The organism is Paenibacillus spiritus (assembly GCF_008710135.1).
Classification (GTDB): domain Bacteria; phylum Bacillota; class Bacilli; order Paenibacillales; family Paenibacillaceae; genus Paenibacillus_AQ; species Paenibacillus_AQ glufosinatiresistens.
In genome coordinates, this window is the sequence record NZ_VYKK01000001.1 from 48,479 (window position 1) to 73,132 (window position 24,654).

The 24,654-nt window shown below is 57.9% G+C and carries 23 protein-coding genes; 5 read left to right on the forward strand and 18 right to left on the reverse strand.

Translation table 11 applies throughout. The annotated features are described in order from the left end of the window. Positions 1 to 63: 63 nt before the first annotated feature. From sdhB to F4V43_RS00195, 3 genes are read right to left on the reverse strand one after another with little or no spacing between them, the layout of a single operon-like run. Entirely contained in the window at positions 64 to 828 is a 765-nt protein-coding gene (sdhB, locus tag F4V43_RS00185) for a succinate dehydrogenase iron-sulfur subunit (protein WP_150456220.1), read from the reverse strand. A gap of 37 nt (positions 829 to 865) precedes the next feature. After that, on the reverse strand, positions 866 to 2,611 hold the full coding sequence (sdhA, locus tag F4V43_RS00190; RefSeq protein ID WP_150456221.1) for a succinate dehydrogenase flavoprotein subunit: 1,746 nt from the start codon (positions 2,609 to 2,611) through the stop codon (positions 866 to 868). Positions 2,612 to 2,639: 28 nt separating this feature from the next. Then, positions 2,640 to 3,305: a succinate dehydrogenase cytochrome b558 subunit gene (locus F4V43_RS00195; protein WP_150456222.1), complete on the reverse strand. Its 666-nt coding sequence runs from the start codon at positions 3,303 to 3,305 to the stop codon at positions 2,640 to 2,642. 246 nt (positions 3,306 to 3,551) lie between these two features. On the opposite strand from F4V43_RS00195, the gene F4V43_RS00200 reads away from it, so the two are divergent. Beyond that, a complete protein-coding gene (locus F4V43_RS00200; protein WP_150456223.1) occupies positions 3,552 to 4,457 on the forward strand; it encodes a LysR family transcriptional regulator in 906 nt (301 codons plus the stop codon). A gap of 130 nt (positions 4,458 to 4,587) precedes the next feature. On the opposite strand, the gene F4V43_RS00205 is transcribed toward F4V43_RS00200, so the two are convergent. Beyond that, complete coding sequence (locus F4V43_RS00205; protein WP_150456224.1) at positions 4,588 to 5,271, reverse strand: potassium channel family protein; 684 nt, start codon at positions 5,269 to 5,271, stop codon at positions 4,588 to 4,590. Between the two features lie 15 nt (positions 5,272 to 5,286). After that, complete coding sequence (locus tag F4V43_RS00210; RefSeq protein WP_223879723.1) at positions 5,287 to 6,645, reverse strand: TrkH family potassium uptake protein; 1,359 nt, start codon at positions 6,643 to 6,645, stop codon at positions 5,287 to 5,289. Positions 6,646 to 6,832: 187 nt separating this feature from the next. Between F4V43_RS00210 and F4V43_RS00215 the strand changes: the two genes are divergently transcribed. Further along, on the forward strand, positions 6,833 to 8,569 hold the full coding sequence (locus tag F4V43_RS00215; protein ID WP_150456225.1) for a CPBP family intramembrane glutamic endopeptidase: 1,737 nt from the start codon (positions 6,833 to 6,835) through the stop codon (positions 8,567 to 8,569). Positions 8,570 to 8,686: 117 nt separating this feature from the next. Here the strand turns inward: F4V43_RS00215 and F4V43_RS00220 are convergent, their stop codons facing one another. The 5 genes from F4V43_RS00220 to F4V43_RS00240 form a co-directional block, all read right to left on the reverse strand. Continuing rightward, positions 8,687 to 9,241 carry a CueP family metal-binding protein gene (locus F4V43_RS00220; protein ID WP_150456226.1) on the reverse strand — a complete coding sequence of 185 codons (555 nt, stop codon included), beginning with the start codon at positions 9,239 to 9,241 and terminating at the stop codon, positions 8,687 to 8,689. Positions 9,242 to 9,340: 99 nt separating this feature from the next. Next, a complete protein-coding gene (gene uvrC / locus F4V43_RS00225) occupies positions 9,341 to 11,338 on the reverse strand; it encodes an excinuclease ABC subunit UvrC (RefSeq protein WP_150456227.1) in 1,998 nt (665 codons plus the stop codon). Positions 11,339 to 11,484: 146 nt separating this feature from the next. Beyond that, entirely contained in the window at positions 11,485 to 11,802 is a 318-nt protein-coding gene (gene trxA, locus F4V43_RS00230; protein WP_150456228.1) for a thioredoxin, read from the reverse strand. Positions 11,803 to 11,964: 162 nt separating this feature from the next. After that, positions 11,965 to 12,927, reverse strand: a complete 963-nt coding sequence (gene dnaI / locus F4V43_RS00235; RefSeq protein WP_150456229.1) for a primosomal protein DnaI — start codon at positions 12,925 to 12,927, stop codon at positions 11,965 to 11,967. Positions 12,928 to 12,989: 62 nt separating this feature from the next. Further along, positions 12,990 to 14,507, reverse strand: coding sequence for a DnaD domain protein (locus tag F4V43_RS00240; RefSeq protein ID WP_150456230.1), 1,518 nt, complete (start codon positions 14,505 to 14,507; stop codon positions 12,990 to 12,992). A 261-nt stretch (positions 14,508 to 14,768) separates the two neighbouring features. On the opposite strand from F4V43_RS00240, the gene hemQ reads away from it, so the two are divergent. Next, positions 14,769 to 15,518, forward strand: coding sequence for a hydrogen peroxide-dependent heme synthase (hemQ, locus tag F4V43_RS00245; RefSeq protein ID WP_150456231.1), 750 nt, complete (start codon positions 14,769 to 14,771; stop codon positions 15,516 to 15,518). Between the two features lie 63 nt (positions 15,519 to 15,581). Here hemQ and F4V43_RS00250 read toward each other — a convergent pair whose 3' ends face one another. Next, the gene (locus F4V43_RS00250; protein ID WP_150456232.1) at positions 15,582 to 15,821 is read right to left on the reverse strand and encodes a hypothetical protein; all 240 of its coding nucleotides are present in this window, start codon (positions 15,819 to 15,821) and stop codon (positions 15,582 to 15,584) included. A 1-nt stretch (position 15,822) separates the two neighbouring features. After that, positions 15,823 to 17,016 carry an NAD(P)/FAD-dependent oxidoreductase gene (locus F4V43_RS00255; protein ID WP_150456233.1) on the reverse strand — a complete coding sequence of 398 codons (1,194 nt, stop codon included), beginning with the start codon at positions 17,014 to 17,016 and terminating at the stop codon, positions 15,823 to 15,825. Positions 17,017 to 17,317: 301 nt separating this feature from the next. On the opposite strand from F4V43_RS00255, the gene F4V43_RS00260 reads away from it, so the two are divergent. Then, the gene (locus tag F4V43_RS00260) at positions 17,318 to 18,319 is read left to right on the forward strand and encodes an NAD(P)/FAD-dependent oxidoreductase (RefSeq protein WP_150456234.1); all 1,002 of its coding nucleotides are present in this window, start codon (positions 17,318 to 17,320) and stop codon (positions 18,317 to 18,319) included. Between the two features lie 120 nt (positions 18,320 to 18,439). Here F4V43_RS00260 and sda read toward each other — a convergent pair whose 3' ends face one another. The 3 genes from sda to F4V43_RS00275 form a co-directional block, all read right to left on the reverse strand. Beyond that, positions 18,440 to 18,583: a sporulation histidine kinase inhibitor Sda gene (sda, locus tag F4V43_RS00265; protein WP_150456235.1), complete on the reverse strand. Its 144-nt coding sequence runs from the start codon at positions 18,581 to 18,583 to the stop codon at positions 18,440 to 18,442. Positions 18,584 to 18,917: 334 nt separating this feature from the next. After that, complete coding sequence (locus F4V43_RS00270) at positions 18,918 to 19,580, reverse strand: YheC/YheD family protein (RefSeq protein ID WP_150456236.1); 663 nt, start codon at positions 19,578 to 19,580, stop codon at positions 18,918 to 18,920. A gap of 422 nt (positions 19,581 to 20,002) precedes the next feature. Next, positions 20,003 to 20,464 (reverse strand): DIP1984 family protein, encoded by a 462-nt coding sequence (locus F4V43_RS00275; RefSeq protein ID WP_150456237.1) that lies wholly within the window; start codon positions 20,462 to 20,464, stop codon positions 20,003 to 20,005. 325 nt (positions 20,465 to 20,789) lie between these two features. On the opposite strand from F4V43_RS00275, the gene F4V43_RS00280 reads away from it, so the two are divergent. Beyond that, entirely contained in the window at positions 20,790 to 22,130 is a 1,341-nt protein-coding gene (locus F4V43_RS00280) for a sodium-dependent transporter (RefSeq protein WP_150456238.1), read from the forward strand. 568 nt (positions 22,131 to 22,698) lie between these two features. Here the strand turns inward: F4V43_RS00280 and F4V43_RS00285 are convergent. From F4V43_RS00285 to F4V43_RS00295, 3 genes are all read right to left on the reverse strand, one after another. After that, positions 22,699 to 23,160, reverse strand: a complete 462-nt coding sequence (locus tag F4V43_RS00285; RefSeq protein WP_150456239.1) for a GNAT family N-acetyltransferase — start codon at positions 23,158 to 23,160, stop codon at positions 22,699 to 22,701. 171 nt (positions 23,161 to 23,331) lie between these two features. Then, a complete protein-coding gene (locus tag F4V43_RS00290) occupies positions 23,332 to 23,706 on the reverse strand; it encodes a VOC family protein (protein ID WP_150456240.1) in 375 nt (124 codons plus the stop codon). 512 nt (positions 23,707 to 24,218) lie between these two features. Further along, positions 24,219 to 24,581 (reverse strand): HesB/IscA family protein, encoded by a 363-nt coding sequence (locus tag F4V43_RS00295; RefSeq protein WP_150456241.1) that lies wholly within the window; start codon positions 24,579 to 24,581, stop codon positions 24,219 to 24,221. Positions 24,582 to 24,654: the final 73 nt, after the last annotated feature.

Here is a 24,654-nt window from a genome sequence, read left to right on the forward strand (position 1 = left end):
AATTGCATGAAATAAATAAAGCTGCAGACTGGCGGGCCGCAGGCTGGGAGGCTTCGCCCGCTGCTACACGCCAAGCCAGCGCTTGAACATATGCTTCGTCGTCTGCTTGTTGATCTCGGCGATGGAGGTTGTCAGCGGGATGCCCTTCGGGCAGGCGCGGACGCAGTTCTGCGAGTTGCCGCAGCCGTCGATGCCGCCGTCCTGCATCAAGGCCTCCAGCCGGTCGTCGGCGTTCATTTCGCCGGTCGGATGGGCGTTGAACAGGCGGACCTGGGAGATTGCCGCCGGACCGATGAAGTTGGTCCGCTCGTTGACATTCGGGCAGGCTTCCAGGCAGACGCCGCAGGTCATGCACTTGGACAGCTCATAAGCCCACTGGCGCTTCTTCTCGGCCATGCGCGGGCCGGGCCCGAGATCGTACGTGCCGTCGATCGGAATCCAGGCCTTGACCCGCTTCAGAGCGTTGAACATCCGGCTGCGGTCGATCACGAGGTCCCGCACGACCGGGAAGGTCTTCATCGGCTCGACGCGCACCGGCTGCTCCAGGTTGTCGATGAGCGCCGCGCAGGCCTGCCGCGGCTTGCCGTTAATAACCATGGAGCAGGCGCCGCACACTTCCTCCAGACAGTTGGACTCCCAGCATACGGGAACGGTATTCTGGCCGGATGCGTTGACCGGATTGCGCTGAATCTCCATCAGGGCGCTGATTACATTCATGCCCGGCCGGTAAGGCAGCTCGAACTCCTCGGTATAGGGAGCGCTCTGCTGATCGTCCTGGCGGGTGATAATAAACTTGACCGTTTTGGCTGCTGCCGCTGTATCCGCCATCTTGATTGCCTCCTTTGGCGTACGCTATAGTGTCGTCTTATTTCTCCTTGGAATAATCGCGAATCCGGGGAGGGATCAGGGAGACATCCACTTCCTCGTATGAGATGCTTGGACCGTCGGGGGTCCAGGACGCCATTGTGGTCTTCAGGAACTCCTCGTCGTTGCGGGTCGGGAAATCCGGCTTGTAATGTGCGCCCCGGCTCTCGTTGCGCAGGAGCGCGCCCTTCGTCATGGCTTCGGCCAGCTCCAGCATATTCCACAGCTGGCGGGTGAAGGCGACGCCCTGGTTGTTCCAGCGCGACGTATCGGTCATATTGATGCGCTGATAACGCTCCTTCAGTTCTTTAATTTTACCGATGGTCGCTTCGAGCTTGTCGTTGTAGCGTACCACCGTCATGTTCGCCGTCATCCACTCGCCCAGCTCTTTGTGAATGACATAGGCGTTCTCGGTGCCGTTCATGCCAAGCAGGGACTCGTACTTGCCGCTCTGCTTCTTCTGGTAGCCGTCGAAGAGCGCGGAAGAGACATCCTGCGTCCGCTTCTTCAGCCCCTTGATATATTCGACGGCCTTCGGGCCCGCCATCATGCCGCCGTAGATGGCCGACACCAGCGAGTTCGCGCCCAGACGGTTCGCGCCGTGATACTGGTATTCGCACTCTCCCGCGGCGAACAGGCCGGGGATATTGGTCATCTGGTTGTAATCGACCCACATGCCGCCCATGGAATAATGAACGGCCGGGAAGATCTTCATCGGGATTTTGCGCGGATCGTCGCCCATGAATTTCTCATAGATTTCGATGATGCCGCCGAGCTTGACGTCCAGCTCCTTCGGGTCCTTGTGGGACAGGTCCAGGAAGACCATGTTCTCGCCGTTCACGCCGAGCTTCTGGTTGACGCAGACGTCAAAGATCTCGCGGGTGGCGATGTCGCGCGGCACCAGGTTGCCGTAGGCCGGATACTTCTCTTCCAGGAAGTACCACGGCTTGCCGTCCTTGTAGGTCCAGATGCGTCCGCCTTCGCCGCGGGCCGATTCGCTCATCAGCCGCAGCTTGTCGTCGCCGGGAATCGCGGTCGGGTGAATCTGGATGAACTCCCCGTTCGCGTAGGTCACGCCCTGCTGATAGACGGCGCTGGCGGCCGTGCCGGTGTTGATGACGGAGTTCGTGGTTTTGCCGAAAATAATCCCCGGCCCCCCGCTCGCCAGAATAACCGCGTCCGCCGGGAAGGTCGAAATCTCCATCGTGCGCAGGTCCTGCGCGCAGATGCCGCGGCATACGCCCTCGTCGTCGATGACGGCGGAGAGGAACTCCCAGTTCTCGCGCTTCGTGACCAGCCCTTCCACTTCCCAGCGCCGCACCTGCTCGTCGAGCGCGTACAGCAGCTGCTGGCCGGTGGTCGCGCCCGCGAACGCTGTCCGGTGATGCTTCGTGCCGCCGAACCGGCGGAAGTCGAGCAATCCTTCCGGCGTGCGGTTGAACATAACGCCCATCCGGTCCATCAGGTGGATGATGCCGGGCGCAGCTTCGCACATCGCCTTGACGGGCGGCTGATTGGCGAGAAAGTCTCCGCCGTAGACGGTATCGTCAAAATGCTCCCAGGGCGAGTCGCCCTCGCCCTTCGTATTGACGGCTCCGTTGATGCCGCCCTGGGCGCAGACGGAGTGGGATCTTTTGACCGGAACGAGAGAAAAAAGCTGTACATGCGCGCCGGCTTCGGCCGCTTTGATGGTCGCCATCAGGCCGGCGAGGCCGCCGCCCACGATAATGATATCGGCTGTTGCCATAACGGTTCACTCCCTTGGAAGGTAGAAGTCAGATGAAAGATTGCAAGGTCTGGGCTGCGGAGGCTGCGGCCTGGAATTCGTCATCCCGGAACGTGACCAGGGACAGCAGGAACATGAAGGTTACAACGACGAACAGTCCGAGACAGATAAAGGAAGAGACGCGCTGCGACCGGGGGCCCACCGTGATGCCCCAGCTGATCAGGAACGACCACAGGCCGTTCGCAAAATGGAAGCAGGCCGCCACAATGCCGATGATGTACACGGCCAGAAGCGCCGGATTGCTCGTAATGTCGTGCATAACGCCGCCGAGCTCTTCATGCGTCACGTTGCCAAGCGCCACCTGCACGCGCGTCTCGTAGAGGTGCCAGACGATGAAGATGAAGGTGACGATGCCCGTTATCCGCTGCAGGGTATAGCGCCAGTTGCGCTCCAGATTGAAGCGGTTCAGGTTCGGCTTCGCCTGGTAGGCGATGTACAGGCCGTAGACCCCGTGGTACAACAGGGGAAGCCAGATGAACAGCAGCTCCAGGAAGAAGACCAGCGGCAGGCTGTTCAACCAGGCCACGCTGTCCTGGAAGCCGGAAGCGCCGCCCTCGACCGCCGAGAAATTCGTCAGCATGTGCTCGATGAAGAATGCGCCGAGCGGGATTACGCCAAGCAGGGAATGAATTTTTCGGGAATAAAATTCTCGCATTCGAAGTGGCCCCTTTCAGTTTAACAGCGTTTTCATTAATGCTCATACACGGGATGGAACAGGTGTGAATCAGCGGCAGTCCGCCTTTGTATTCCTTTTCACAAATTGTGACCATCTTGTGTCACTTTGTATGTTACTCCTTTTTAGCTTATAAGGGAATTGCAATCTAATTATTAAACGTTATACACTATCTGCATAAGAGTAATTCCAAAGTGATCATAATTCTCATTTAGAAGGATGGCTGTTATGTTCGACGATCTGGATATTTTTGCAACCGTGGTGGAACAGTCCAGCCTGAACCGGGCCTCCCGTCTCCTGAATGTATCCCAGCCAGCGCTCTCCCGGAAAATCGCCAAGCTGGAGGAACGCCTCGGCGTAACGCTCTTCGCCCGCCAGGGCAAGCGGCTGGAGCTGACGGAGGTCGGAAGGCTGACTTATACGTATGCGCTGGAGCAGCGGCAGCAGCGCGCCAAATTCCTGGAGACGCTCTCGCGCTTCCGGCAGGGCGAGCCGCTGCTGCTGACGCTGGGCGCCAGTCTGACGACTCTTCAGACGACGCTTCCGCCACTGGTCCATGCGTATATGGATAAATACCCGGCGGCCGAGCTGAAGCTGATTACCGGCAAGACGCACGAAATTGTCTCGTCGGTCGCCGAAGGCCGGTATGATGTCGGCATCATCGCTTCCGCCACGCGGGAGCCGGGCCTGCGCTGCATACCGCTGTTCGAGGATCAGCTGCGCCTCGTCGTGGCCGGCCATCATCCGCTGACGGCGGTTCCGGCGCTGACGATGGAGCATCTGCACCGCCAGCCGATGATTCTCTTCTCCAAAGGCACCTGGTACCGCCGGATGACGGACGAGCTGTTCCAGCGCAGCGGCATCGAACCGGATGTGCGCATGGAGATCGACTCGTTCGAGGCGATCGTCCGGCTGCTGCCGACGATCAAGGCGGCGGCCCTGCTGCCGAAGTCTTACCTTCGGCCGGAGCTGCTGACCAGCGGAGGGCTGGCGTCGCTGCATATCAAAGAGCTGGAGCAGACGCAGCGCTCGACCTGCCTGATCTACCGCGACGGCCCGCTCAGCGCCGCCGCGCGGAGCCTCGTGCAGGTCACGGAAGAGGTGTTTCCGGGCGGCAGCCGGCCTCTGGGCTGAAGGCCGAATGCGGCAGGACAAGTTGGCGGAAAGAGCGGAAAGACACAGAAAGAGCTGCAGGCCCTGGGCCTCAGCTCTTTCTGTGTCATCCGCCGACCGGCGGCGGTACCTCTGCGGGAGGTTCGCCCGCTTATTCGTCGCTCTCAATCGCTTCCTGCTCAAACCGGTTGATGCTCTCGTTGGTCCCGATCACGACCATAATATCGCCTTCGTACAGATAGTCGTGGGCCGTCGGGGCCACGATGACGCCTTCCTCCCTGCCCTCGCCCCGCTTCAGGGCGATGATGCTGCAGCCGTAGCGGGCCCGGGTATTGATCTGGGCCAGGCTTTTGCCGTCCATGCAGGCAGGCACCGTCAGCTCCACGATCCGGTAATCCTTCGATAATTCAATGTAATCCAGCAGGTTCGGCGTGACCAATTGATGCGCCACCCGGATGCCCATATCCCGCTCGGGAAAAATCACCCGGTCCACATCCAGCCGCTCCAGGGCCCGGCCGTGCAGGATCGAAATCGCCTTGGCGACCACCTGCTTCACGCCGAGTTCCTTCAATAGAATCGCGGCCAGAATGCTCCGCTCCATATTGTCGCCGATGGCGACGATGCCGCAGTCGAAATTGCGGATGCCGAGGGAACGCATGACGCTCTCGTCGGTCGCATCGGCCATCACGGCATGCGTCAGCAGATCGGACATCTCCTCCACGCGCTCTTCGATATGATCGATCCCGAGCACCTCGTATCCCAGCTCCATCAGCGTCAGAGCCAGGCTGGCTCCGAACCGGCCCAGGCCGATTACGACAAATTGCTGCGCTCTCATCTTGTCATGTTCTCCTTATCCAATGATGATTTTGCCTTCGGGATGCCGGTACAGCTCTCTGCCCCTGCGCGGTCCGACCGCATAGGCCAAAGTGAGAATTCCGAGCCTGCCCGCGAACATCGTGAGACTGATCAACACCTTGCCGGGCACGGACAACTCGGGAGTAAGCCCCATACTGAGACCTACGGTGGCAAAAGCGGAGGTGGCTTCGAACAGCACCGTGAGAAACGGTGCGTCTTCGGTCGTGGACAGCCCCATCGATACGCCGACGATCAGCAGCAGCGCCACCACGGTTACAGTGAGCGCCTTCGATACCCGCTCCGGGTGAAGCCGGTAGCGGAACATGACGATGTCCTCGCGGCCGCGCAGCATGGCGATCACGGCGCCGACCATCAGCGCGAACGTCGTGGTCTTGATCCCGCCGCCGGTCGATCCCGGCGAAGCGCCGATGAACATCAGGATCACGATGAAGAACTGTGTGGCCTGTCTCAGCCCTGTGATGTCCACCGTGTTGGCTCCGGCCGTCCGCGGCGAGACGGACTGGAAGAGAGCCCCCCAAATCTGCCCTCCGGTATTTAGGGAACCGAGCGTGCGCGGATTCGTATATTCAAACAACAGGATCACCAGCGCGCCTATTCCGATTAGCACGCCGGTCATCGACAGCGCCACCTTGGCGTGCAGCGAGAGTCTGCGGGTGCGCCGGAATTCGAACAGCTCCGACAGAACGATGAAGCCGATGCCGCCGGTCACAATCAGAAGCATGACCGTCAGGTTGACCACCGGATCGGCCGCGTATCCGGTCAGGCTGCGATAGTGGCCGAACAGATCGAAGCCGGCGTTGTTGAACATCGAGACGCTGTGAAATACGCCGAAATAGACGGCGCGCCCCGCCGGCATGTCCGACGACCAGCGCAGCGCCAGCAGCACGGCGCCCACCGCCTCGATCCCCAGCGCGAAGACCAGAACCCGGCGGATCAGCCGGACGATGCCTTCCATCGAGCCCTGGTTCATGGCTTCCTGGAGCAGCAGGCGCTCGCGCAGCGATATCCGCCGCCGAAGCACAAAGGCGATCAGCGTCGCCATCGTCATGAAGCCCAGACCGCCGATCTGGATCAGCGCCAGAATGACCACCTCTCCGAATATGGTGAAGGTTGTAGCCGTATCATGCACGACGAGACCGGTCACACAGGTTGCAGAGGTGGCGGTGAAGAGCGCATCCACGAACGGCAGAGAACCGGGGGCTGCGGTAGCGCCGGGCAGCATCAACAGCCCGGTTCCCAGCAGAATGATGACGGCGAAGCCGATTACCAGAATCTGCGGCGGCGACAGCTTCAGCCAGCGCAGACGGGGCGGGGCAACAAGCGGTCCAGCCAATAAAATTCACCTCATCAGATCCGTAATGGGGACATACAATGATTTTATGCTACAGGCTATGTTATCAAAATCATGCCATCATTTCACGTTTTTTCTGAATGGCCGCATTCGTGACCATCCCGCTTGGCTAGCCGCCCGGCGTATGATATGGTACAGAAAGTGAATTTACAATTACAGGAGGCGCTCCATGAATTCAGTCGGTCAGCCGCTCCAACAGCGGCCCATCAATCGGAGGCTGCTGACGGCCGCCATCGTCGGCTTGCTTATTTTTATCGGCTTCAACTGGGTCCCGTCCTGGTATCAATCGGTCTCGGATGAACCTTCGGGCGCGGTCATCAGCCGGGACACCGCGGCAGAACGGGCTTCCGCCTTCGCCGAAGCCCGACTCGGCTATACGCCCGCACCGGGCGACACCTGGTCCGTTCTGTATGAGTCCGACTCCAAATTCTACGGCTACCTGTCGCGCAAGAATTTGACGGAACGCTATATGGACCGGAATCTCGACGAGAAATATCCGTACGACTACTACCGGGCGACGCTCATTCCGTCGGGCGCGGACGATGAATCGGTGGCGGTCTTCCTGAATATGTACACCGGGGATGTCGTCGGCTTCAATCATACCCTTCAGCGGACCGACAGCGAAGCGGCGAACCGGCAGACGCTGGCGAGCAAATCGGACACGCTCTCCGAGCCGCAGATGCGGGAACTGGCAGAGCCTTGGCTGAAGCTGTGGGGAGCCAACCTGGACAATCTGACTTACAGCGCCGGCTCCGACCTGGTTGTAACGGATAAATCGGTCGCCGTCGGCGAAGCTTCACTGCAATACCGGTTCGGCTTTGAGCGCGAGCAGGTGAATGCACTGACAACCCGCTTTACCGTTCCGCAGTGGCACACCGACTATATGGACAGCCAGAAGAGAACAGCCACTCTCCTGACCATGGTGGGATACGGACTGCCCACTCTGATTCTGGGCATTCTGGCGCTGATCTACAGCATTCTGCGCCGGCATCATACGTCTTTCAAACGCGGACTGTTCCTGAGCCTCTTCTATTTCGCCGTCATGATGTCCACGACCTATAATGTATATGCGAGCCCCGAGCAGGCTCTGAACGATTCCAGGGTTACGAACATCATCCTGTTCGTCGTCTATACCTTGTACAGTCTGCTCATGTCGGTCCTGCTCTATTTCTCGCTTGTCGGCGGCGACGGCCTGTGGCGCAAGGAAGGCGTCAATGCCTGGCCGCGTGCGCGCGAGCAGGGCTATGGCCGCTATGTGCTGGACAGTGTCTATACCGGCTATCTCTGGGCCTTCGTTCTGCTCGGCGTCCAGACGCTGATCTTCATCGTCCTGCAAAATGTGCTGGGCAGCTGGTACACAACCGACGCGTCGCAGTCGACCTACAATATGAAATATGCCTGGCTGCTGCCCTTAACCGCCTGGCTTGCCGGGCTGTCGGAAGAAGCGCTGTACCGGTTCTTCGGCATCCGGATGCTGAGCAAAGTCGTGCGCAGCACCGTGCTGGCCAGTCTGATTACGACATTGGTGTGGGCGTTCGGCCACACGCTCTACCCGATCTATCCGGTCAGCTCCCGTCCGATTGAACTGACGGTAATCGGCCTGCTCTTCAGCTTCATCTTCCTGCGTTACGGCTTTATCGCCGTCATGTTCAGCCATGTCATCTTTGACAGCATCCTGATGGGCAGCTCCCTCATCTTCATGAAGGATGCCGTGAATATCGGCTCGGGCATCGTGTCGATGATTCTGCCGCTGATTGTCGGCTACCTGGTCTACCGCTTCAACCCGCCCGGGCGGGAGAGAACGGTCAGACTTTGGGACTCTCCCGCTCCGGAGCTTGGTCCCATCGGCGGCGCGCCCGCCGGAGAGAACGGCGGACGCGGCGAAGGACCGGACACGATCCGCTAACGGCGAGCCAGACTTCATGACCGCCGAATTCCATACCGAACAGGCCAGTTCCGAGCATTCGGAACTGGCCTGTTCAATTTGTGTTGTGGGGAGCGGGCAAGCCGCAGCTGAACGGCTCTACTTCAGCTGCATCGTCGTTACGCAGGTATCATCGCTCTCGAAGGTGGACAGGTCCGATTCGGCCACCCGTCCATTCTGCTCAAGCTTGACGTGATAGCGTCCCTCCCGGGGCAGCCACAGGTCGAGGAACCCGTTCGCATAAGAGGTCATCTCCCGGTCCACCACGGTGCGGCCGGAATGATCCGTAATCTTCACTTGAAAGGACTGATCGGCCATTTCGCCCTGGCAGCCGGTCAGGTTATGGGTGGCACACGGATGGGTCTCCTTCAGATACGGGGCAATGGACAGGAAGAACTCGTCGCCCGGCAGCTTGTAGGCTACACGGCTCTGATCCGCCTGCGTCACCACCAGCTTCGTGGAGGAGATGGAGGCGGACTCCGCCTTCATCTCTCCGGTGCTGTAACTCTGCACGAGTTCCTTAATGTCCACACCGGCCGGAAGCACACCGGCCTCTTCGCTCTTGCCCGGCTGCTGGCCGCCCGCGGACCAGAAATAGGCGACGGCCCCGACGGCAATTACAGCAGCAGCCATAGGGATCATTCGTTTATTCATCGGATTGATTCCTCCGTTTCGCTTGTCTGTGCTGTCTTAGTGTAGCACAGGCGGAGGCGCGGAGAAGCGGCAGATTTTAACAGTTTCTTGTAGCTCTGCCTATACCGTCTCTTCATCCTTGAGGGCGTCCAGAATCTGACGGGCCAGCTTGTCGCCGATCGACAGCGGCCGGAAGTCCTCGACGGAGGCTTCCCGAATCTTCTTCAACGAGCCAAAATGCTTCAGCAGCAGCTTGCGGCGTTTCTCGCCGATTCCCGGAATGGCATCCAGCCGGGAAGTGACCATGGACTTGCCCCGCTGCTCGCGGTGGAAGGTGATCGCGAAGCGGTGCACCTCATCCTGGATGCGCTGGAGCAGATAGAACTCCTCGCTGTCCCGGGCAAGCCGGACCGGCTCAGGCGGATCGCCGACGAGCAGCTGCGCGGTCTTGTGCTTGACGTCCTTCACGAGCCCGCATACCGGAATGAACAGACCCAGCTCGTTCTCCAGGATATCGACCGCCGCCGAGATCTGGCCGCGCCCGCCGTCCACGACAATCAGGTCCGGCTGCGGCAGATTCTCCTTGAGCACCCGCTCATACCGGCGGCGAATGACCTCCCGCATCGTCTCGTAGTCATCGGGACCCTGTACGGTGCGGACTTTGTATTTCCGATATTCCTTCTTGGCCGGCTTGCCGTCGATGAAAACGACCATCGCCGACACCGGATTCGCCCCCTGGATGTTCGAGTTGTCGAACGCCTCGATCCGGCTGAGCCGCTCCAGCCCGAGACTCCCGGCCAGGCCGGCGGCCGCGCCCGACGTCCGCTCTTCGTCGCGCTCGATGAGCCGGAACTTCTCGTCCAGCGCCACCCGGCTGTTCTCGCAGGCCATGCGGACCATCTTCGTCTTCAGTCCGCGGCGCGGCACCAGCACCTTGACGCCCAGCCACTGCTGCAGGGCGGCCGCTGCGCCGGCGGGGTCGACCACGCCGGCTGCGGCCGAGCGCGCCGCTTCGGCTGCGGCGGCGGACTCCCCGGCGGCTTCCTCTGCGCCGCCGTCCGCTTCGGCGTCTTCATCCGCCGAAGCCGCTCCCTGGCCGGAGCTCTCTTCCGCTCCGGCCGAACCCGGCCCTTCCGCCGTCTCCGGCGGAAGCACGGAAGCCGCGTCCTCCAGACGGAGGACGTCCGGCAGCAGAATCTCCTGCGGCAGGGCCGGGTTGTCGCTGTAATATTGAGTGACGTAGGACATGAAGTCACTGTAGGCTTCGCCATAGAACGGGAAGCTGGAGGCGTGCCGTTGGATCATTTTCCCCTGGCGCATGTACAGAATCTGCACGCACATCCAGCCCTTGTCGACCGCATAGCCGAAGACGTCCCGGTCCTTCGTATCGGCGGTATTGATATTCTGCTTCTCCATCAGAGCGTCAATGTGCATGATCTGGTCGCGCAGTTCCTTCGCCCGTTCGAAATACAGCTCCTCGGCCGCCTCCTGCATCTTCTGCTGGAGGTCTTTCTTGACCGCCTCATGCCCGCCGCCGAGAAAGGCCGCGATGCTCTGGGTGATCTCATCGTACTCGGATTTAGCCACCTCTTTCTCGCACGGCGCCAGACACTGGCCCATATGATAATAGAGACAGACTTCCTTGGGCATCGCATTGCACTTGCGCAGCGGGTACATCCGGTCCAGCAGCTTCTTGGTCTGATGGGCGGCATAGGCATTCGGATAAGGGCCGAAATATTTAGCTTTATCTTTAAGCACCCGGCGGGTCACTTCGAGCCGCGGATGGCGTTCGTTCGTAATTTTCAGATAAGGAAAGGTCTTGTCGTCCTTGAGCTGGACATTATAGCGCGGCATATGCAGCTTGATGAGATTGCACTCCAGAATGAGCGCTTCCATGTTGCTGCCGGTGACGATGTATTCAAAATCGCGGATGTCCGCGACGAGCCGCTGGGTCTTGCCGTTATGGCTGCCCGTAAAATACGAACGGACCCGGTTCTTCAGAATTTTGGCCTTGCCTACATAGATAATGGTGCCTTCGTCGTTCTTCATCAGATAGCATCCCGGGAGATCCGGCAAAAGCGCCAGCTTGCTCCGGATATTGTCCATGTAATCCGCCATGCTGCGTCCCTCCTGTATCGCGTTAGAAGAGCGCATCTTCCAACCGCTGCCTTGTCGCCTATAGCGCACAAAGCGCCTCCGGTTGGAGAACCGAAGGCGCCGCTGCCTGAGCGAAGATGTTCAGGCTTCTACATGCAGATTCAGACTTATTGGTGTTTCGCGACGATATTCTTCAGGGATTCCTTCGAGTTCAGGCCAACAACTTTGTCGACCGGCTGGCCGTCCTTGAAGAAGATCAGCGTTGGAATGCTCATGACGCCGAAGCGGGAAGCCGTCTCCGGGTTCTCGTCCACATTCAGCTTGGCAATCTTCACGCTGTCGCCCAGTTCGCTGGACAGTTCGTCCAGAATAGGAGCCAACATTTTGCAAGGGCCGCACCAAGGCGCCCAGAAATCTACAACGACGGTACCTTGACCAGCCACTTCGTTGTTGAAGGATTGGTCGGATACGTTAACAATAGCCATATTCAAGCTCCTCCTTATAGTTCAAGTATGCAAAGATGCATGTAATAGGATAACCAGAATCCTTAATGCCGACACGGATTAAGTATAACATATCTGATCCCGATATGTGAAACCTCACAGTGTGAACCTCGCCATCCGTCCTGCCGGAGAGGTTCCCGCAGCCTAGGAAGAATGCTGGCCCCGCTGGTTCTCGCCATAGAGCGGAACCGCCTCGACGAACGGGCGAATCCGGTCCATCAGCCGTTGGCCCTTATAGAGCTCTTCGCCGTCCTTGCTCGTGAAGCTCAGATGCTTCTCCAGTTCAGGCAGCGGATAATTGCTCGTATAGAAGGTCGGCTTCCGGTTCATCCGGTAATTCAGGATCGCGCCGAGAATGTGATCGCGGACCCAGGGGTTCAGGTTCTCGGCTCCGATATCGTCGAAGATCAGCAGGTCGCAGTTCTTCATCGCATCGACCGTCTCCTTCAGCCGCGCGCCGTCCTGCATCATCGTCTTGAGCTCCTCCACAAAATCGGGCATGTAGACAATGACGCCCGAATGGCCGGCCACGGCCAACTCGTGCAGCAGATAGCACATCAGGAAGGTCTTGCCCGTGCCGAACGCGCCGTGCAGATAGATCCCCCGGGGTCCCAGCCCGTTCTCCCGCACATGGGCAATATAATTGAAGAGCTTGTTCACCGCGGACATGCGCCGCGGGTCCTTGCCCATGATCTCGATCTCGTCGTACCCTTCGCTTAAAGCCCGCTCGTCCACATAGAAGCTCGTAATCCGCTTGCGGATGCGGTCCTGCGCGTCCTTCGCCAGCTGCAGCTCGCACGGCTTCTTCCGTTCATACAGCTCGGGCTGGCCTCCGGGCGCGGTCTCCACCGACAGCTTGCTGTAGTGGCCCGGAAAATCATTCGGACAGTTCGCAAGCCCCGGGCAATTCGCGCAGTGCTTGCTCTCTTCCACGTATTGATACAGCCGGCTTAAGTGCAGCCGCAGCCGCGACGCTTCCAGCTCCGGGTGCTCCTCCAGCAGCTCCCGCACCAGCGGGTGCCCGAGGAGCTCCTGCTCCAGCCGGACCGACCGCTGACGCAGATCGGGGGTGCTCATGCTCCGCAGCACCTCGCTCATCGACTCCATAAATCCACCTCTATTTCAAAATGGCGCTTCGGCCATGATTGATTCTTCTCTCGTCGGGCGCGTCAAGGGGCCTTGAGCGCTCCTTTCTTCTTGCGGGCTTTGATCTCCGCCGCCTTCTTCATCATCTCCGCGAATTCCTCTTCGGATACCGCTCCGGCCGTGCCGTCATCGGCAGCCATGGCGATCTCCGGCTTCCCCGGACGGGCGCCGCCCTTCGCATAGGAGGACCGGGACTGCCGTCCGGTCGTCCCTCCCTTGGCCTTGCCCTTCACCTTGGACTGGTCGCGGATATACTGAACCGCTTTCTCATACGTATTGACCTGCTTCATCAGCATGTTCGAGGCGATCGCCTCTACAAAATTATAATTCAGACGCTGCTCCCCGTCTGCCGCCAGCATCGTCATCAGGTAATGAATCAGTACATTGATGACTTCCGCCGGCATCCGGTAGCTGTGCTCCATCTTCTCGAACGTATTCATCAGACCGCTCGGCACCGCTCCCGGAAAGAACGTCTGCAGGAGCCGGGTATACGGTTCGTTGCGAAGCATCATATTATATTGGTGAATATCGCACTTACTCCGGAACTGCGGCGGCACCTCGACATAGTACTCCATCTCGACCGCCTGTTCCTGCTGGACGACCGGTTCCTCCGCGCGGAGCGCGACTACCTTGGCCGCCGCGATCTCCCGCTGCTCCTGCCGTTTCATTGTCTGGCGAAAATGCTGGCTCGCCCGGTGCTGCAGCTCGTCGAGCAGCAGTTCCCCGTCCGGCGCGAACACGCCGTCCTCGTCCAGCAGCCGGCACACGTCCTGGGCGCCGAGCTGGTATTTATGGGCCACATAATTGACCGCGCCCAAGGCATTATAATCAAAGCGAAGCCGCTCAACATGCCCACGGTTAACCGATTCCCGGGGAAAGCGCAGAATAATGTCGCTGTATCCGATGGCATGCTTGCTCTCTTCTGCGGGCTGGGGTATTCGGACCGAGGCCACTTCCGTGAGCGCCTGCTCCAGCTCATAGTCGATGACATGCGTGTTCAGCTCAAAAATATCATAGAACGGCCGCGAAATGTTCTCCTTGCTGATCCCCGGGCGGCTCCACTCCTCCGGAGGCCGGCTCCAGAACTGTTCGCGCAGCGCGAGCACGGCGAATTTCCCGATCCGGTCGCGCAGCAGCAGGGTTAAATGCTGGGTCGCAAAAAAATCCGGCGGCGACAGCGGCGGGAGCAGTTCGTATTCATACATATAATCATCCGTCTCCGGAATATATATCCGGCTCGTCTGCAGCAGGCCGACGGCCTCCAGGCGCGAGGCCTGGTCAATCAGCGTCCGCCGGCCTTTCTCGTTCGGCTCGATGCCGAGCGTCAGAAAGAGCCGCCGCTGCGGCTCCGGCGAGGAATGGCCGATGCATTCGGCCGGCACATGGCCGAACAGCAGCCGGTAGAGCGAAATCGCCAGCGCCCCGGCCATCGGCTGATAGACCGTGCTGAGCATGCGCTCGTCCACAGTGCTGAGCCCGAATTCGCGGGACACGCAGTATCGGTGATGCTCGGTGAAATGGTGAATTTGACTGATCTGCATCGAATATGCGAGCCCCCTTCGGTGTTGGAATGAGATCAACCCAGTAGATTTCTATTCTAACATAAATCGACTGTCAGGAAATGTGGAATAAAGCCCAATTCCGGCGGTTAATCCCGAAGGATCACCGCAGCGCTCCGGCGTTCTCGTTCTTTTCCTGAACCGGATTTCCATGAACAGAATGTGACCGGGTTTGCTCTGGAAGCTTTCGTTGCGCTACAATGAGGCAGTAACGGCTTACCAAGAATTCGAGGAGTGATACACATGAGTGAAGCCGCTTTGACGCTGGAAGGATGGTATGCGCTCCATGACTTCCGCTCGCTGGATTGGACCGCCTGGACGGCGGCCGACGACGAGGAACGCGCTGTGGCTCTGGAAGAATTGAATGCGTTTATCGGAGAATGGGCCGGGGTCGAGGAAGCCAAGACCGGCAGTTCCGCTCTCTATTCGATTGTCGGCCAGAAGGCCGATTTGGTTATGATGCATCTGCGCGAGAGTCTGGAGGAGCTGAACCGGCTGGAGACCGCCTTCAACAAGACCGCCTTCGCCGCCTTCACAACCAAAGCCTACTCGTACGTCAGCATCGTTGAACTGAGCAATTACAACAGCGGCGAGGGCGGCGGCGATCCGATGGCAAATCCGCATGTGGCAGCCCGCCTGAAGCCGATCCTGCCAAAGGCAGCCCATATCTGCTTCTACCCGATGAACAAGAAGCGCGAGCTTGCCGACAACTGGTACATGCTCGACATGGAGAAGCGCAAAGAGCTGATGTACTCGCACGGTCTGATCGGCCGCGGCTATGCCGGCAAGGTGAAGCAGATCATTACCGGTTCCGTCGGCTTCGATGACTGGGAATGGGGCGTGACGCTGTTCGCCGAAGATGCGCTCCAGTTCAAGAAGCTGGTGTACGAGATGCGGTTCGACGAAGTCAGCGCGCGTTACGGGGAATTCGGCCCCTTCTATGTCGGCAATCTGCTGACGCCCGAGTCGTTCGACGAAATGCTGAAGGTGTAAGCCAAAAAAGGTGTGTTCCCAAGCGCTGCTGCGCCGCGGAACACACCTTTTCTTCTTCGTCCCTTAATCCTCTTCTTCAAGCGTCTTCAGAAACTCTTCGGTCGCCCGGTCCCGTGCCCGGCTCTTGTCCTTCAGCCGCTCGATGGCCGGCTGAATGAGAAGGTCGATCTCCTTCTGTACGGTGTAGGCCAGATCATGGCGGCCCTGATCCTCCAGATAGGAGCCGGCCTCGATGAGGCCGTTATAGCGGTCCAGCTCCTCCCGCGTCAGCAGCCCGCGCACCTGAACGCTGCAGTGGCGCATCCTACAGGAATCTGCCTTTCTTCAAGACCAGCGGAATGCCGCCGATCGTGAACAGGTAGCGGATATCGACAACCTTCTTGAGCTGGGCCGCCGTCCAGCCCTTCAGCTTCTTGTTGCCGACGACGGCAATGCCCTGTCCTTTGCCGAGGGATGCCACCGTTCCCTTGTTGCTGAAGACGAACTTCTTCGGCTGCTGGCCGCGGATCGCAGCCACCAGATTGTTCGCGCAGCACTCGCCCTGCTGCATCGCAATCTGGGCCGTCGGCGGATACGGGCGTCCTTCCGGATTGATGACCAGCGAACCGTCTCCAATAATGAAGGTATTCTCATGGCCCGGCGCACGCAGGAATTCATCCACCTTGACACGGCCGCGCATCGCTTCAAAGCCGGCGGATTCAATCAGACGATTGCCGCGGATGCCGCCCGTCCAGACCACGGTCGAAGCCTTGATCTCTTCGCCCGTAGCAAGAATAACTCCGCCGGGCAGGCATTCCTTGATGGCAACGCCGATCTTGAAGGTTACGCCTTTCTTCGTCAGCACGTTCATGGCGTACTCGACCAGCTCCGGCGCAAAGCCCGGAAGGGCCGTCGGAGCCGCTTCGACGTTATAGATGTTGACGAGGCTCGGGTCCACATCATATTCCTTGCACAGGCCCGGAATCCGGTCGGCCAGCTCGGCCACGAACTCGATGCCGCTGAAGCCGGCTCCGCCGACGACAAAATTGATGTGCTCCTGCGCGTTGTTCTCATTCTTGTACTTCGCGAACTGATACTCGATATGCTCCCGGATCAGCCGGACGGAGTTGATGCTGCGGATCGTCAGGGCGTACTGGTCCATGCCCGGAATGCCAAAGGTCTCCGGCTCGCCTCCCAGGGCGATAACCAGATAGTCGTAGGACAGCGTGCCGTCCTCCAGAATGACTTTCTTCTGCTGGGTGCGGATCTCCTGAACGGACGATTTGACAAGATCAATCTTGAACTCGTCGATCAGCTTCGAGATCGGAACGCGCGAATGCTCAATGCTGTCGGTTCCGGCAGCCGGCATATGTAGATGCGTCGTAAAATAATGATACTCATGGCGGTTAACCAGCGTCACATCCGCCTCATTATAATTCAGCGCCTTTTGCAAGCGCTGAGCTGTCAATATACCTCCGTAACCCGCTCCGAGAATTACGATTTTGGGAATGCTGCTCATGGTCCGACTCCTTCCAAATAGATCATTTTCGATCATTCTGTCTATAACTTTTAGTTTGTCCAGATCTGTTTTGTGAATTTAAACACATAAATTCAGAATAAATTCCAATAAAACCTGAAACATTACGAAAAATATCATATCCATTGTAAACCTTCAACTACTATTAATCAAATAGATATCCCCACAAAGATTATAGGAAAAATCTCCGAGCGCCACTTTGCAGCCTGCATCCAGTATGTTTATAATGGGGGGTAGACCAATATGGCAATTTGAATATATCAACTCGGAGGTGTAGTTTCCTGTGACATCCCAGCTATCCGGCGCCCCCATGAGCGACCTGCTCATCATCGGCGGCGGCCCTGCGGGCATGTTCGCCGCGTTCTACGGCGGCATGCGCCAGGCATCCGTTACCTTAATTGAAAGCATGCCTCAACTGGGCGGCCAGCTTGCCGCTCTGTATCCCGAGAAATACATTTACGACGTCGCCGGATTTCCGAAGGTGAGTGCCCAGGAACTCGTCGATAATCTGACCCGCCAGATGAATCTGTTCCAGACGGATGTGCGCCTGGAGGAGAAGGTTCTCTCCGTCGTCAAGCAGGACGAGCGCCACTTCGTCGTTACGACCGACAAGGCGGAATACCACAGCCAAGCGGTCATCATTACTGCCGGCGTAGGCGCTTTCGAGCCTCGCCGCCTGGAGCTTCCCGAAGCGGCTCGCTTCGAGAAGGCCAACCTGCATTACTTTGTCAGCGACCTGACTGCATTCGCAGGCAAGAAAGTCCTCATCAGCGGCGGCGGCGACTCCGCCGTGGACTGGGCGCTTATGCTGGAGCCGGTTGCCGAATCGGTTACACTGATTCACCGCAGAGACAAATTCCGCGCCCACGAGCACAGCGTGGAGAACCTCATGAAGTCCACCGTGCAGGTTATTACTCCAACCGAGATTACGGCGCTCCACGGGGAAGAGTTCATTACCGGCGTCACGCTCTCCGACGTGAAGACCAAGGAGACCCGCGAGATTGAAGTGGACAGCGTCATCGTCAACTTCGGGTTCGTCTCTTCTCTGGGACCGATATCCGAATGGGGCATCGGGATCGAGAACAACTCCATTGTGGTCGACTCTCGGATGGAGACCAACATCCCCGGTATCTTCGCCGCCGGCGACATCTCCACTTATCCCGGCAAGCTGAAGCTGATCGCCGTCGGTTTCGGCGAAGCTCCGACCGCTGTCAACAATGCCAAAGTATATATTGATCCGGACGCGAAGCTGTCCCCCGGGCACAGCAGCAACATGAAGCTGTAGAGCCGGACAGCGCCGATCCAAACAAAAGGGTATCCGTTAAGGATACCCTATTTTGCCATACTGCGGTTATATTTATGTAATGATCCGTCATCTTCGTTGATCGAACAGGTCTGGACCATTTTAGTGAAGTACCGCAAGTTCTGGAGAGTGTAAGTTCCGTTTGCGAATTTCAACCAGAAGCATAGCAATGAAATCATGCTCAAGCTGCAGTTCAATCGCTTGATGATACGATTCCAACAGCATCTGATCGGACAATTCCATCATAACGATCACCTATCTTTCCTTTATTTGGTTCTCTTCTATCATAGCAGACTAGCAGAATCCGAACAAGCGTTCTGATATCCACAGCGCATTGTGGAAATCCTGTGCATAATATGTGAAAAAGTTGGAATTTCCGTCCGGTTGTGCAGGGTATATTGGGGATAATAGTTATGCACAGGAGAATTTGTCTGGATATATGCACAAAAAATTTACAAATCTATCGATTCCATTCTTATCCATTCTTAATTAACCCGCCGGACAACCTTTCAAACGTATTCTTTAGCTCTAATATCGGACTCTTTGCGGTTTTTGTTAACCCGCCAAGCCTCTTCTCTCTTTATTGCGGACGTGTATTAACCTCCAGGATCCACAAGCGCCCGTTCCGGTCCACCGCATAGTCGAACCCCAGCTCTCCGATTCCCGGAAAATGGCGTTCCAGCGTCTGAATGCAGGTAACGGTCACAATCCGCATCTCCCGCCGCTTGGCGGCAGAATTGATGCGGGGAAGCGAGCGGCGCAGTCCTTCCCGGCAGCTAAGCATGGTCCCGCCCTGACAGAGATTCGTCACGAACAGACCCGGGCGCGCCAGACGTCCCACCATAGACCGGAATTCCCAGGCCCCGTTGCTGCGGACGACCTTGACCCGGTAATCAATCGGGCGGCCGTCGATCCGGGCAAGGGAAATACCCTGCTGGATCAAGTAACGGCGTCTGAGCTTCATGCGCTGCAGCCCGTTGAACATCTCTCCAAAACGGCTGTATCTCCGCGTGCGATTCTTTGAGGTAAGCCCGTAGCCCCCTCCGTCGCGGAATACCCGGATCACGCCGTGTCCGCCTCCGCCTACAACCGGTTTCACTACGACATCGCCATAGGCGGCCAGCATCAACCGAAGAGCGCTGCCGCTATAAATCTGCGTCTTCGGAATATACCCCGAAACGCGCGGATCGCTTAAGAGCGCCGCCGTCTTCCGCCATTTGCTTGCGAGCTGTCTTCCCGCCATGTCTCTTCCTCTCCTTCCTTGGCCTCTGCCATACCATACTCACAGGGGAATGTCCCACTCTTGTATGATTGTCCTTGCCTTGGAAAAAGAGGCGCTTGGCCGCGTGCCCGCGCATCCCCATCTAACGGACAGTGCCCGGCGCTTCAGACTATCGTCTGGAATACCGGGCACCCGTGTTCAATTCTGCCATCGGGCCTGCAATCCCCTTCCCCGCCCTCGTCCGGGCCGGCAAACCAGCATAAGGTCGTAACAATAAACCTGCTACACGGTACTCCTGTGCTGAAGCGCACTCTTGTAACGGTTCTGGGCTGATTGCTTATAGCTGAGACATTCGCCCCGAGTCTCTCCGAGGTCCAACCTGCCCGTTGGAGGGGGTATGCTCGCTTTTGCCGGCGGCCGGACTACCTTCGCGGCCCGTTCCTCTACTCTCCGGCCAGTTCGACCGTCCAGTTCAATTGCTGAATCCGGAAGTCAAATTCGCGAAAAGCCTTGGAGAGCGCGTCCACCTCTTTCTGAATGGCGGCCACATCCACCGTCCGGTGGAACTTGACCTCCGAACGGCTAAAGCGCTCCTGCCTGATCGAGGCATTCTCCAGCACCTCCGCCAGCAGCCTGCGCCGCTGCATCAGCTCGTCGCGCTCGGCCAGCGCATCGGCGATTGACCGCTTGTCGTCAAATGCCGTAAAGGCATTGGTCTTGTTAATCGCCCGAATCCATCCGGTCAGCTCCTGAAGCGACCGTTCCAGCTCGGTCAACAGATCCGCCGGGTCTTCGGCCGGCTTCTCGCCTTCCTGAACCTTGACGACCCGGGTAAGCCGCTGTCTGAGCTGGGCGATCCGTTTCTGGCAGTCCGCCCGAAGTACAAGCGCCTCGGCAAGCTTCATATGATGTCCTCCTTGGCCCGCGGCCCGTTTTATTAATTATATAAGACTTACCCAAATCTCCGTTCGCGCTGGTCCCTTTCGCCATATTTCCGCAATGCCTAACCAAGTATACCTTTGGCGTCTGATACCGGATAGGACAAAGATTGCATGCCTCATTACATAGATGGACAAACTTTTTTCACAGAAGTTGCATCTTGTAGTTTTGGCAGTCTGCCTATATACTTGTTCATATTATGTCTCTCCAACATGAACAATGCTCCTTCCAGGGCGGTCACGGACAGACAGCAAGAACTTCATCTTATAGTCGGGAGGCAGACTGAACTCTATGCCGAAACAACCCAGAACTTTGGAATCCAAGGACCAATTCTCCTCAAGCGGCTTCATTCTCGCGGCCATCGGCAGCGCGGTCGGATTGGGGAATATGTGGAAGTTCCCTTATATTACGGGGATGTACGGAGGAGCGGCGTTCTTCCTGCTCTTCATTGTCTGCCTGGTCGCTATCGGCCTGCCGGTGCTGCTCGCAGAGCTGACCATCGGCCGGGGCGGGCGGGGCAGCGCGGCCAGCTCTTTTGTCAAGGTGGGCGGCAACCGGGCCTGGGGCGGAATGGGGATGCTCTCCGTCATCGGCGCTTTCATGATTATGTCCTTCTATGCCATCATCGCCGGCTGGACGTTGTATTACGCGGTTCGGGCCTTCAGCGGGAAGCTGTTCACGAACCCCGATTACACCGGTCAATTCGCAAGCTTCACGTCGGGCTACAGTCCGATTCTCTGGCAGGTTGTCGTCCTGGCGCTTACCGCCTGGATCGTGGCCCGGGGCGTGTCGGGAGGCATTGAGAAATTCAACAAGGTGCTGATTCCCGGCCTCCTTCTCCTGCTGGTCATTCTGATGATCCGGGCGCTGACGCTCCCGGGCGCTATGGACGGAGTCTCCTTCTTCCTGAAGCCCGATTTCTCCAAGCTGACGGCGGAATCCGCGCTGGTAGCGCTGGGACATGCGTTCTTCTCGCTCTCGCTCGGGATGGGGGCGATGCTGACCTACGGCTCCTACGTGCAAAAAGAGCAGTCGCTCGGATCGGCGACGCTGGCCATCGGAGGCGGCGATCTGCTGTATGCGCTGATTGCCGGACTGATTATTTTCCCGACGACGTTCTCCTTCGGAATCGACAATGCGCAGGGACCCGGGCTGGTCTTCATGGCGCTGCCCGCCGCATTCTCGGCGATGCCCTTCGGCTCGCTCTTCGGCGGATTGTTCTTCATCCTCCTCGCCATTGCAGCGCTGACCTCTACCGTCTCGCTGCTGGAAGTTCCGGTCGCCTATGCAATGGAGCGGCTCCAATGGGGACGAACCCGCTCGGTGCTGCTGATTACCGCCGGCTGCTTCCTGCTGGGCATTCCATCGGCGCTGTCGTTCGGCGCCGCGCCGGGACTGAACTTCGGCGGCAAAGCTTTCTTCGATTGGATGGACTTCCTGGCCTCCAATGTGCTTCTGCCGCTGGGCGGGCTGATCGTGACCCTCTTCGCCGGCTACTTCTGGAAGAGCGTCGGCGACGAGGCCGGCCTCTCCGCCCGCTGGTTCCGCCTGTGGCTCTTCATGCTGCGCTATGTGGCCCCGGTGCTGGTGCTGTTCGTCTTCCTGCATTCCGCGGGAATCATCAAGTTCTAGTCAGACCAAAGCGCCCGGTCCTGCAGCGGACCGGGCGCTTCTTCTTCTCGTTCCTCCGCTCCTCTTCTCACCGACGGGCTAACGGCCGGGGCTGGCTCTCAGAGCCAGCGATAAATCTGCCCCTTCTTGATCGGAACTCCGTTCCTGTCCGCCCATCGTTTTAGGCGCTGCATCCCTTCTTCATTCCTTTCGCAGAACCTGAAGTGCAGCATGAACGGAACCATTCTCCTTCCCCGCAGCCGGATGCCGACGCTCTCTGCCCAATATCCCTGAATCACGATCCGGTCTATCCGCTGCGCGGGGACTTCTTGACCATGGAAGCAGAGCGAATGTTCCGTCAGCTCCAATCTGTGACTGACCAAACTTCGCCGGAACAGCATGATCGCCTGAAGGAAACAGCCGGCCTCTAGAACCAATTTTGTCCCTCTGAACCAGGCCGTATGCAGCGGGAGCCTCTCCAACAGAAAGACGATAAGGAGAGAACAGACCAATGCGATATAAAATGATCGGGGTACCCCAATCCGACAAGCGTCTCCCTTGGTCGTCGGAGCAGACCGTTACCGCTTCCTCATAGGGGCTCCAGCTTATATTCGAATTCAATCTCATGCTTAATCTCGATCCCGTCCAGACCGATTAGCGGAATGGAGGGCTTCAGCTTGCGGGCTTCGGTAATCGCATGGCGATGAACCGCAGCCAGATCGAATCCGCGCTTCTGATAATAGCGGATCGCCTTGATATTGTCGTTGGAGGTGATGAGCCATACCCGGAGACAATGCTTTTCCCTCGCCCGGTCCAGCACTGTGGCGATCAATTCGGCCCCCACGCCCTGTCCTTCCCGCCTGCTCTCCAGCAGCACAATCTCGCATTCCCGGTCTTCGATCCGGTACAGGATGAAGCCGGCAGGCTCATCAGGATATATGTATACGAATCCGTCCAAATCACGGAGGGCATGGACTTTTCCCCGGGAGACCAGCGTTTCTCCCCAATCCGAAAGGGCGTCTATATGCTCTCGGCCAAAAGAAACGATCATTCCTTCCTCACCTCTATTCCATTATTCCACATCCGGCTCATCCTTGAAGATCACGACTGCGCAGAAAGATCAGCATCCTCCCCCGGACGCCCCGGACCGACTGAATCTCCGCCCGGGTGAATATTTCTCTTCTATAATAAGTATTTTATTCGGGTGTGGGTATCCATAGCGCTAGACCATCAGGCACCATTTGACGCCGAACCGGTCCACGAGCTGAACCAGACAGGAACTGTAAAAGGTCGGTCCTATCGGCGTAACGGTCTCGCTGCCCGGCTCCAGCACCTGATAGGCCTGCCGCAATTCCGCTTCATCCGCGCAAATTGCTACAATCTCCATCGTGCTCTCCGCAGACGCCCTTCCGGTTCCTCCGAAGTCGCTGAGCATGATCCGGCTGCCCAGGATATTCATTTCCGCATGAATCACTACGGTGCCGGGCTCCTCCTGCGGGTCGTACATAACGGATTCTGTCTTCGCTCCAAAAGCCTGGCGGTACAGCTCCATCGCCTCGGTGCAGGCGCCGTTCAGGTATAACTGGGGAACGAGCATGAAATCACTCTCCTAGATATTATTCTTACTCGCTTCGTAGAACCTTATTTTCTTTCGTGACATCCACTAACCGGTACACGGCCGTTAACAGTTCCCTGTTCATCTTATATAAAATCACTGCAATTACTATCGAAGTGATGAAAAGCAGTAAGAGTGTAATTAATATTCCGACATATATACCTTGCATAGTATTGAATCCTCCTAACAGGATAGATCCGGCCCTAAAGCATTCATTTATGGGCGGTCGCCGGGTTAATCTCCGCTATAGCTGCTAGAGCCCTTTTAATAATAAATGCCGTACAGGATACCCGCTATAACGTAAAAACCGCAGCGGACAGAATCCATTATAAGGCACAAAAACGACCCCTACTACGCTTAGTCAAAGTGACTATGGCTTAATAGAGGTCATAATCCACAACCCTAAAACGGCGTTCAGGGTTGTTAACGTACAGGAGAAGCTACGCTATCGGCTACCGTTCAAATCAACGAAACAAAAAGTGTTGATATAACGCTCAATCCTCGCACGGCTGCGCCAGCGATTCTTCTTCCTTCCGGGTGCGGAAGCTCTGTCCGCAGCCGCAGGTGGCGATGGCGTTCGGGTTATTGATCGTGAAGCCTCCGGTCATGCCGGCTGCCTCGTAATCAATCTCGACGCCGTCGAGCATGCGGAGGTCGTCCTTGGCAACGGCTATCTTCATTCCCTGGATCTCCATGAATTCGTCTTGGTCGCTTGTATGGTCATCAAAGCCCATGGCATAGGAGAAGCCGCTGCATCCGCCAGCCGATACGCCAAGGCGGAGGAACATGTTCGGCACTTCCTGGGCCGCGAGCATTTCTTTCAGTTGATCGGCCGCAGCCTCGCTGATGGTAATCATGGTCTTGCCCTCCTTCAATTTAGAACGTCTCTAAATTGAAGTATACTCCACTTTCCTTGGCCCCTCAAGCCTT

Bases quoted from the DNA above. Each gene is read 5' to 3' on its own strand.
- hemQ (WP_150456231.1), top strand. From the start codon at position 14,769: ATGAGTGAAGCCGCTTTGACGCTGGAAGGATGGTATGCGCTCCATGAC.
- F4V43_RS00200 (WP_150456223.1), top strand. From the start codon at position 3,552: ATGTTCGACGATCTGGATATTTTTGCAACCGTGGTGGAACAGTCCAGC.
- sdhA (WP_150456221.1), bottom strand. From the start codon at position 2,611: ATGGCAACAGCCGATATCATTATCGTGGGCGGCGGCCTCGCCGGCCTG.
- F4V43_RS00295 (WP_150456241.1), bottom strand. From the start codon at position 24,581: ATGATTACCATCAGCGAGGCTGCGGCCGATCAACTGAAAGAAATGCTC.
- uvrC (WP_150456227.1), bottom strand. From the start codon at position 11,338: ATGGCGGATTACATGGACAATATCCGGAGCAAGCTGGCGCTTTTGCCG.
- F4V43_RS00280 (WP_150456238.1), top strand. From the start codon at position 20,790: ATGCCGAAACAACCCAGAACTTTGGAATCCAAGGACCAATTCTCCTCA.
- F4V43_RS00285 (WP_150456239.1), bottom strand. From the start codon at position 23,160: ATGATCGTTTCTTTTGGCCGAGAGCATATAGACGCCCTTTCGGATTGG.
- sda (WP_150456235.1), bottom strand. From the start codon at position 18,583: ATGATGGAATTGTCCGATCAGATGCTGTTGGAATCGTATCATCAAGCG.
- F4V43_RS00270 (WP_150456236.1), bottom strand. From the start codon at position 19,580: ATGGCGGGAAGACAGCTCGCAAGCAAATGGCGGAAGACGGCGGCGCTC.
- F4V43_RS00220 (WP_150456226.1), bottom strand. From the start codon at position 9,241: ATGAATAAACGAATGATCCCTATGGCTGCTGCTGTAATTGCCGTCGGG.
- F4V43_RS00240 (WP_150456230.1), bottom strand. From the start codon at position 14,507: ATGCAGATCAGTCAAATTCACCATTTCACCGAGCATCACCGATACTGC.
- F4V43_RS00195 (WP_150456222.1), bottom strand. From the start codon at position 3,305: ATGCGAGAATTTTATTCCCGAAAAATTCATTCCCTGCTTGGCGTAATC.
- F4V43_RS00250 (WP_150456232.1), bottom strand. From the start codon at position 15,821: ATGCGCCACTGCAGCGTTCAGGTGCGCGGGCTGCTGACGCGGGAGGAG.
- F4V43_RS00290 (WP_150456240.1), bottom strand. From the start codon at position 23,706: ATGCTCGTTCCCCAGTTATACCTGAACGGCGCCTGCACCGAGGCGATG.
- dnaI (WP_150456229.1), bottom strand. From the start codon at position 12,927: ATGGAGTCGATGAGCGAGGTGCTGCGGAGCATGAGCACCCCCGATCTG.
- F4V43_RS00205 (WP_150456224.1), bottom strand. From the start codon at position 5,271: ATGAGAGCGCAGCAATTTGTCGTAATCGGCCTGGGCCGGTTCGGAGCC.
- sdhB (WP_150456220.1), bottom strand. From the start codon at position 828: ATGGCGGATACAGCGGCAGCAGCCAAAACGGTCAAGTTTATTATCACC.
- F4V43_RS00215 (WP_150456225.1), top strand. From the start codon at position 6,833: ATGAATTCAGTCGGTCAGCCGCTCCAACAGCGGCCCATCAATCGGAGG.
- F4V43_RS00275 (WP_150456237.1), bottom strand. From the start codon at position 20,464: ATGAAGCTTGCCGAGGCGCTTGTACTTCGGGCGGACTGCCAGAAACGG.
- F4V43_RS00255 (WP_150456233.1), bottom strand. From the start codon at position 17,016: ATGAGCAGCATTCCCAAAATCGTAATTCTCGGAGCGGGTTACGGAGGT.
- trxA (WP_150456228.1), bottom strand. From the start codon at position 11,802: ATGGCTATTGTTAACGTATCCGACCAATCCTTCAACAACGAAGTGGCT.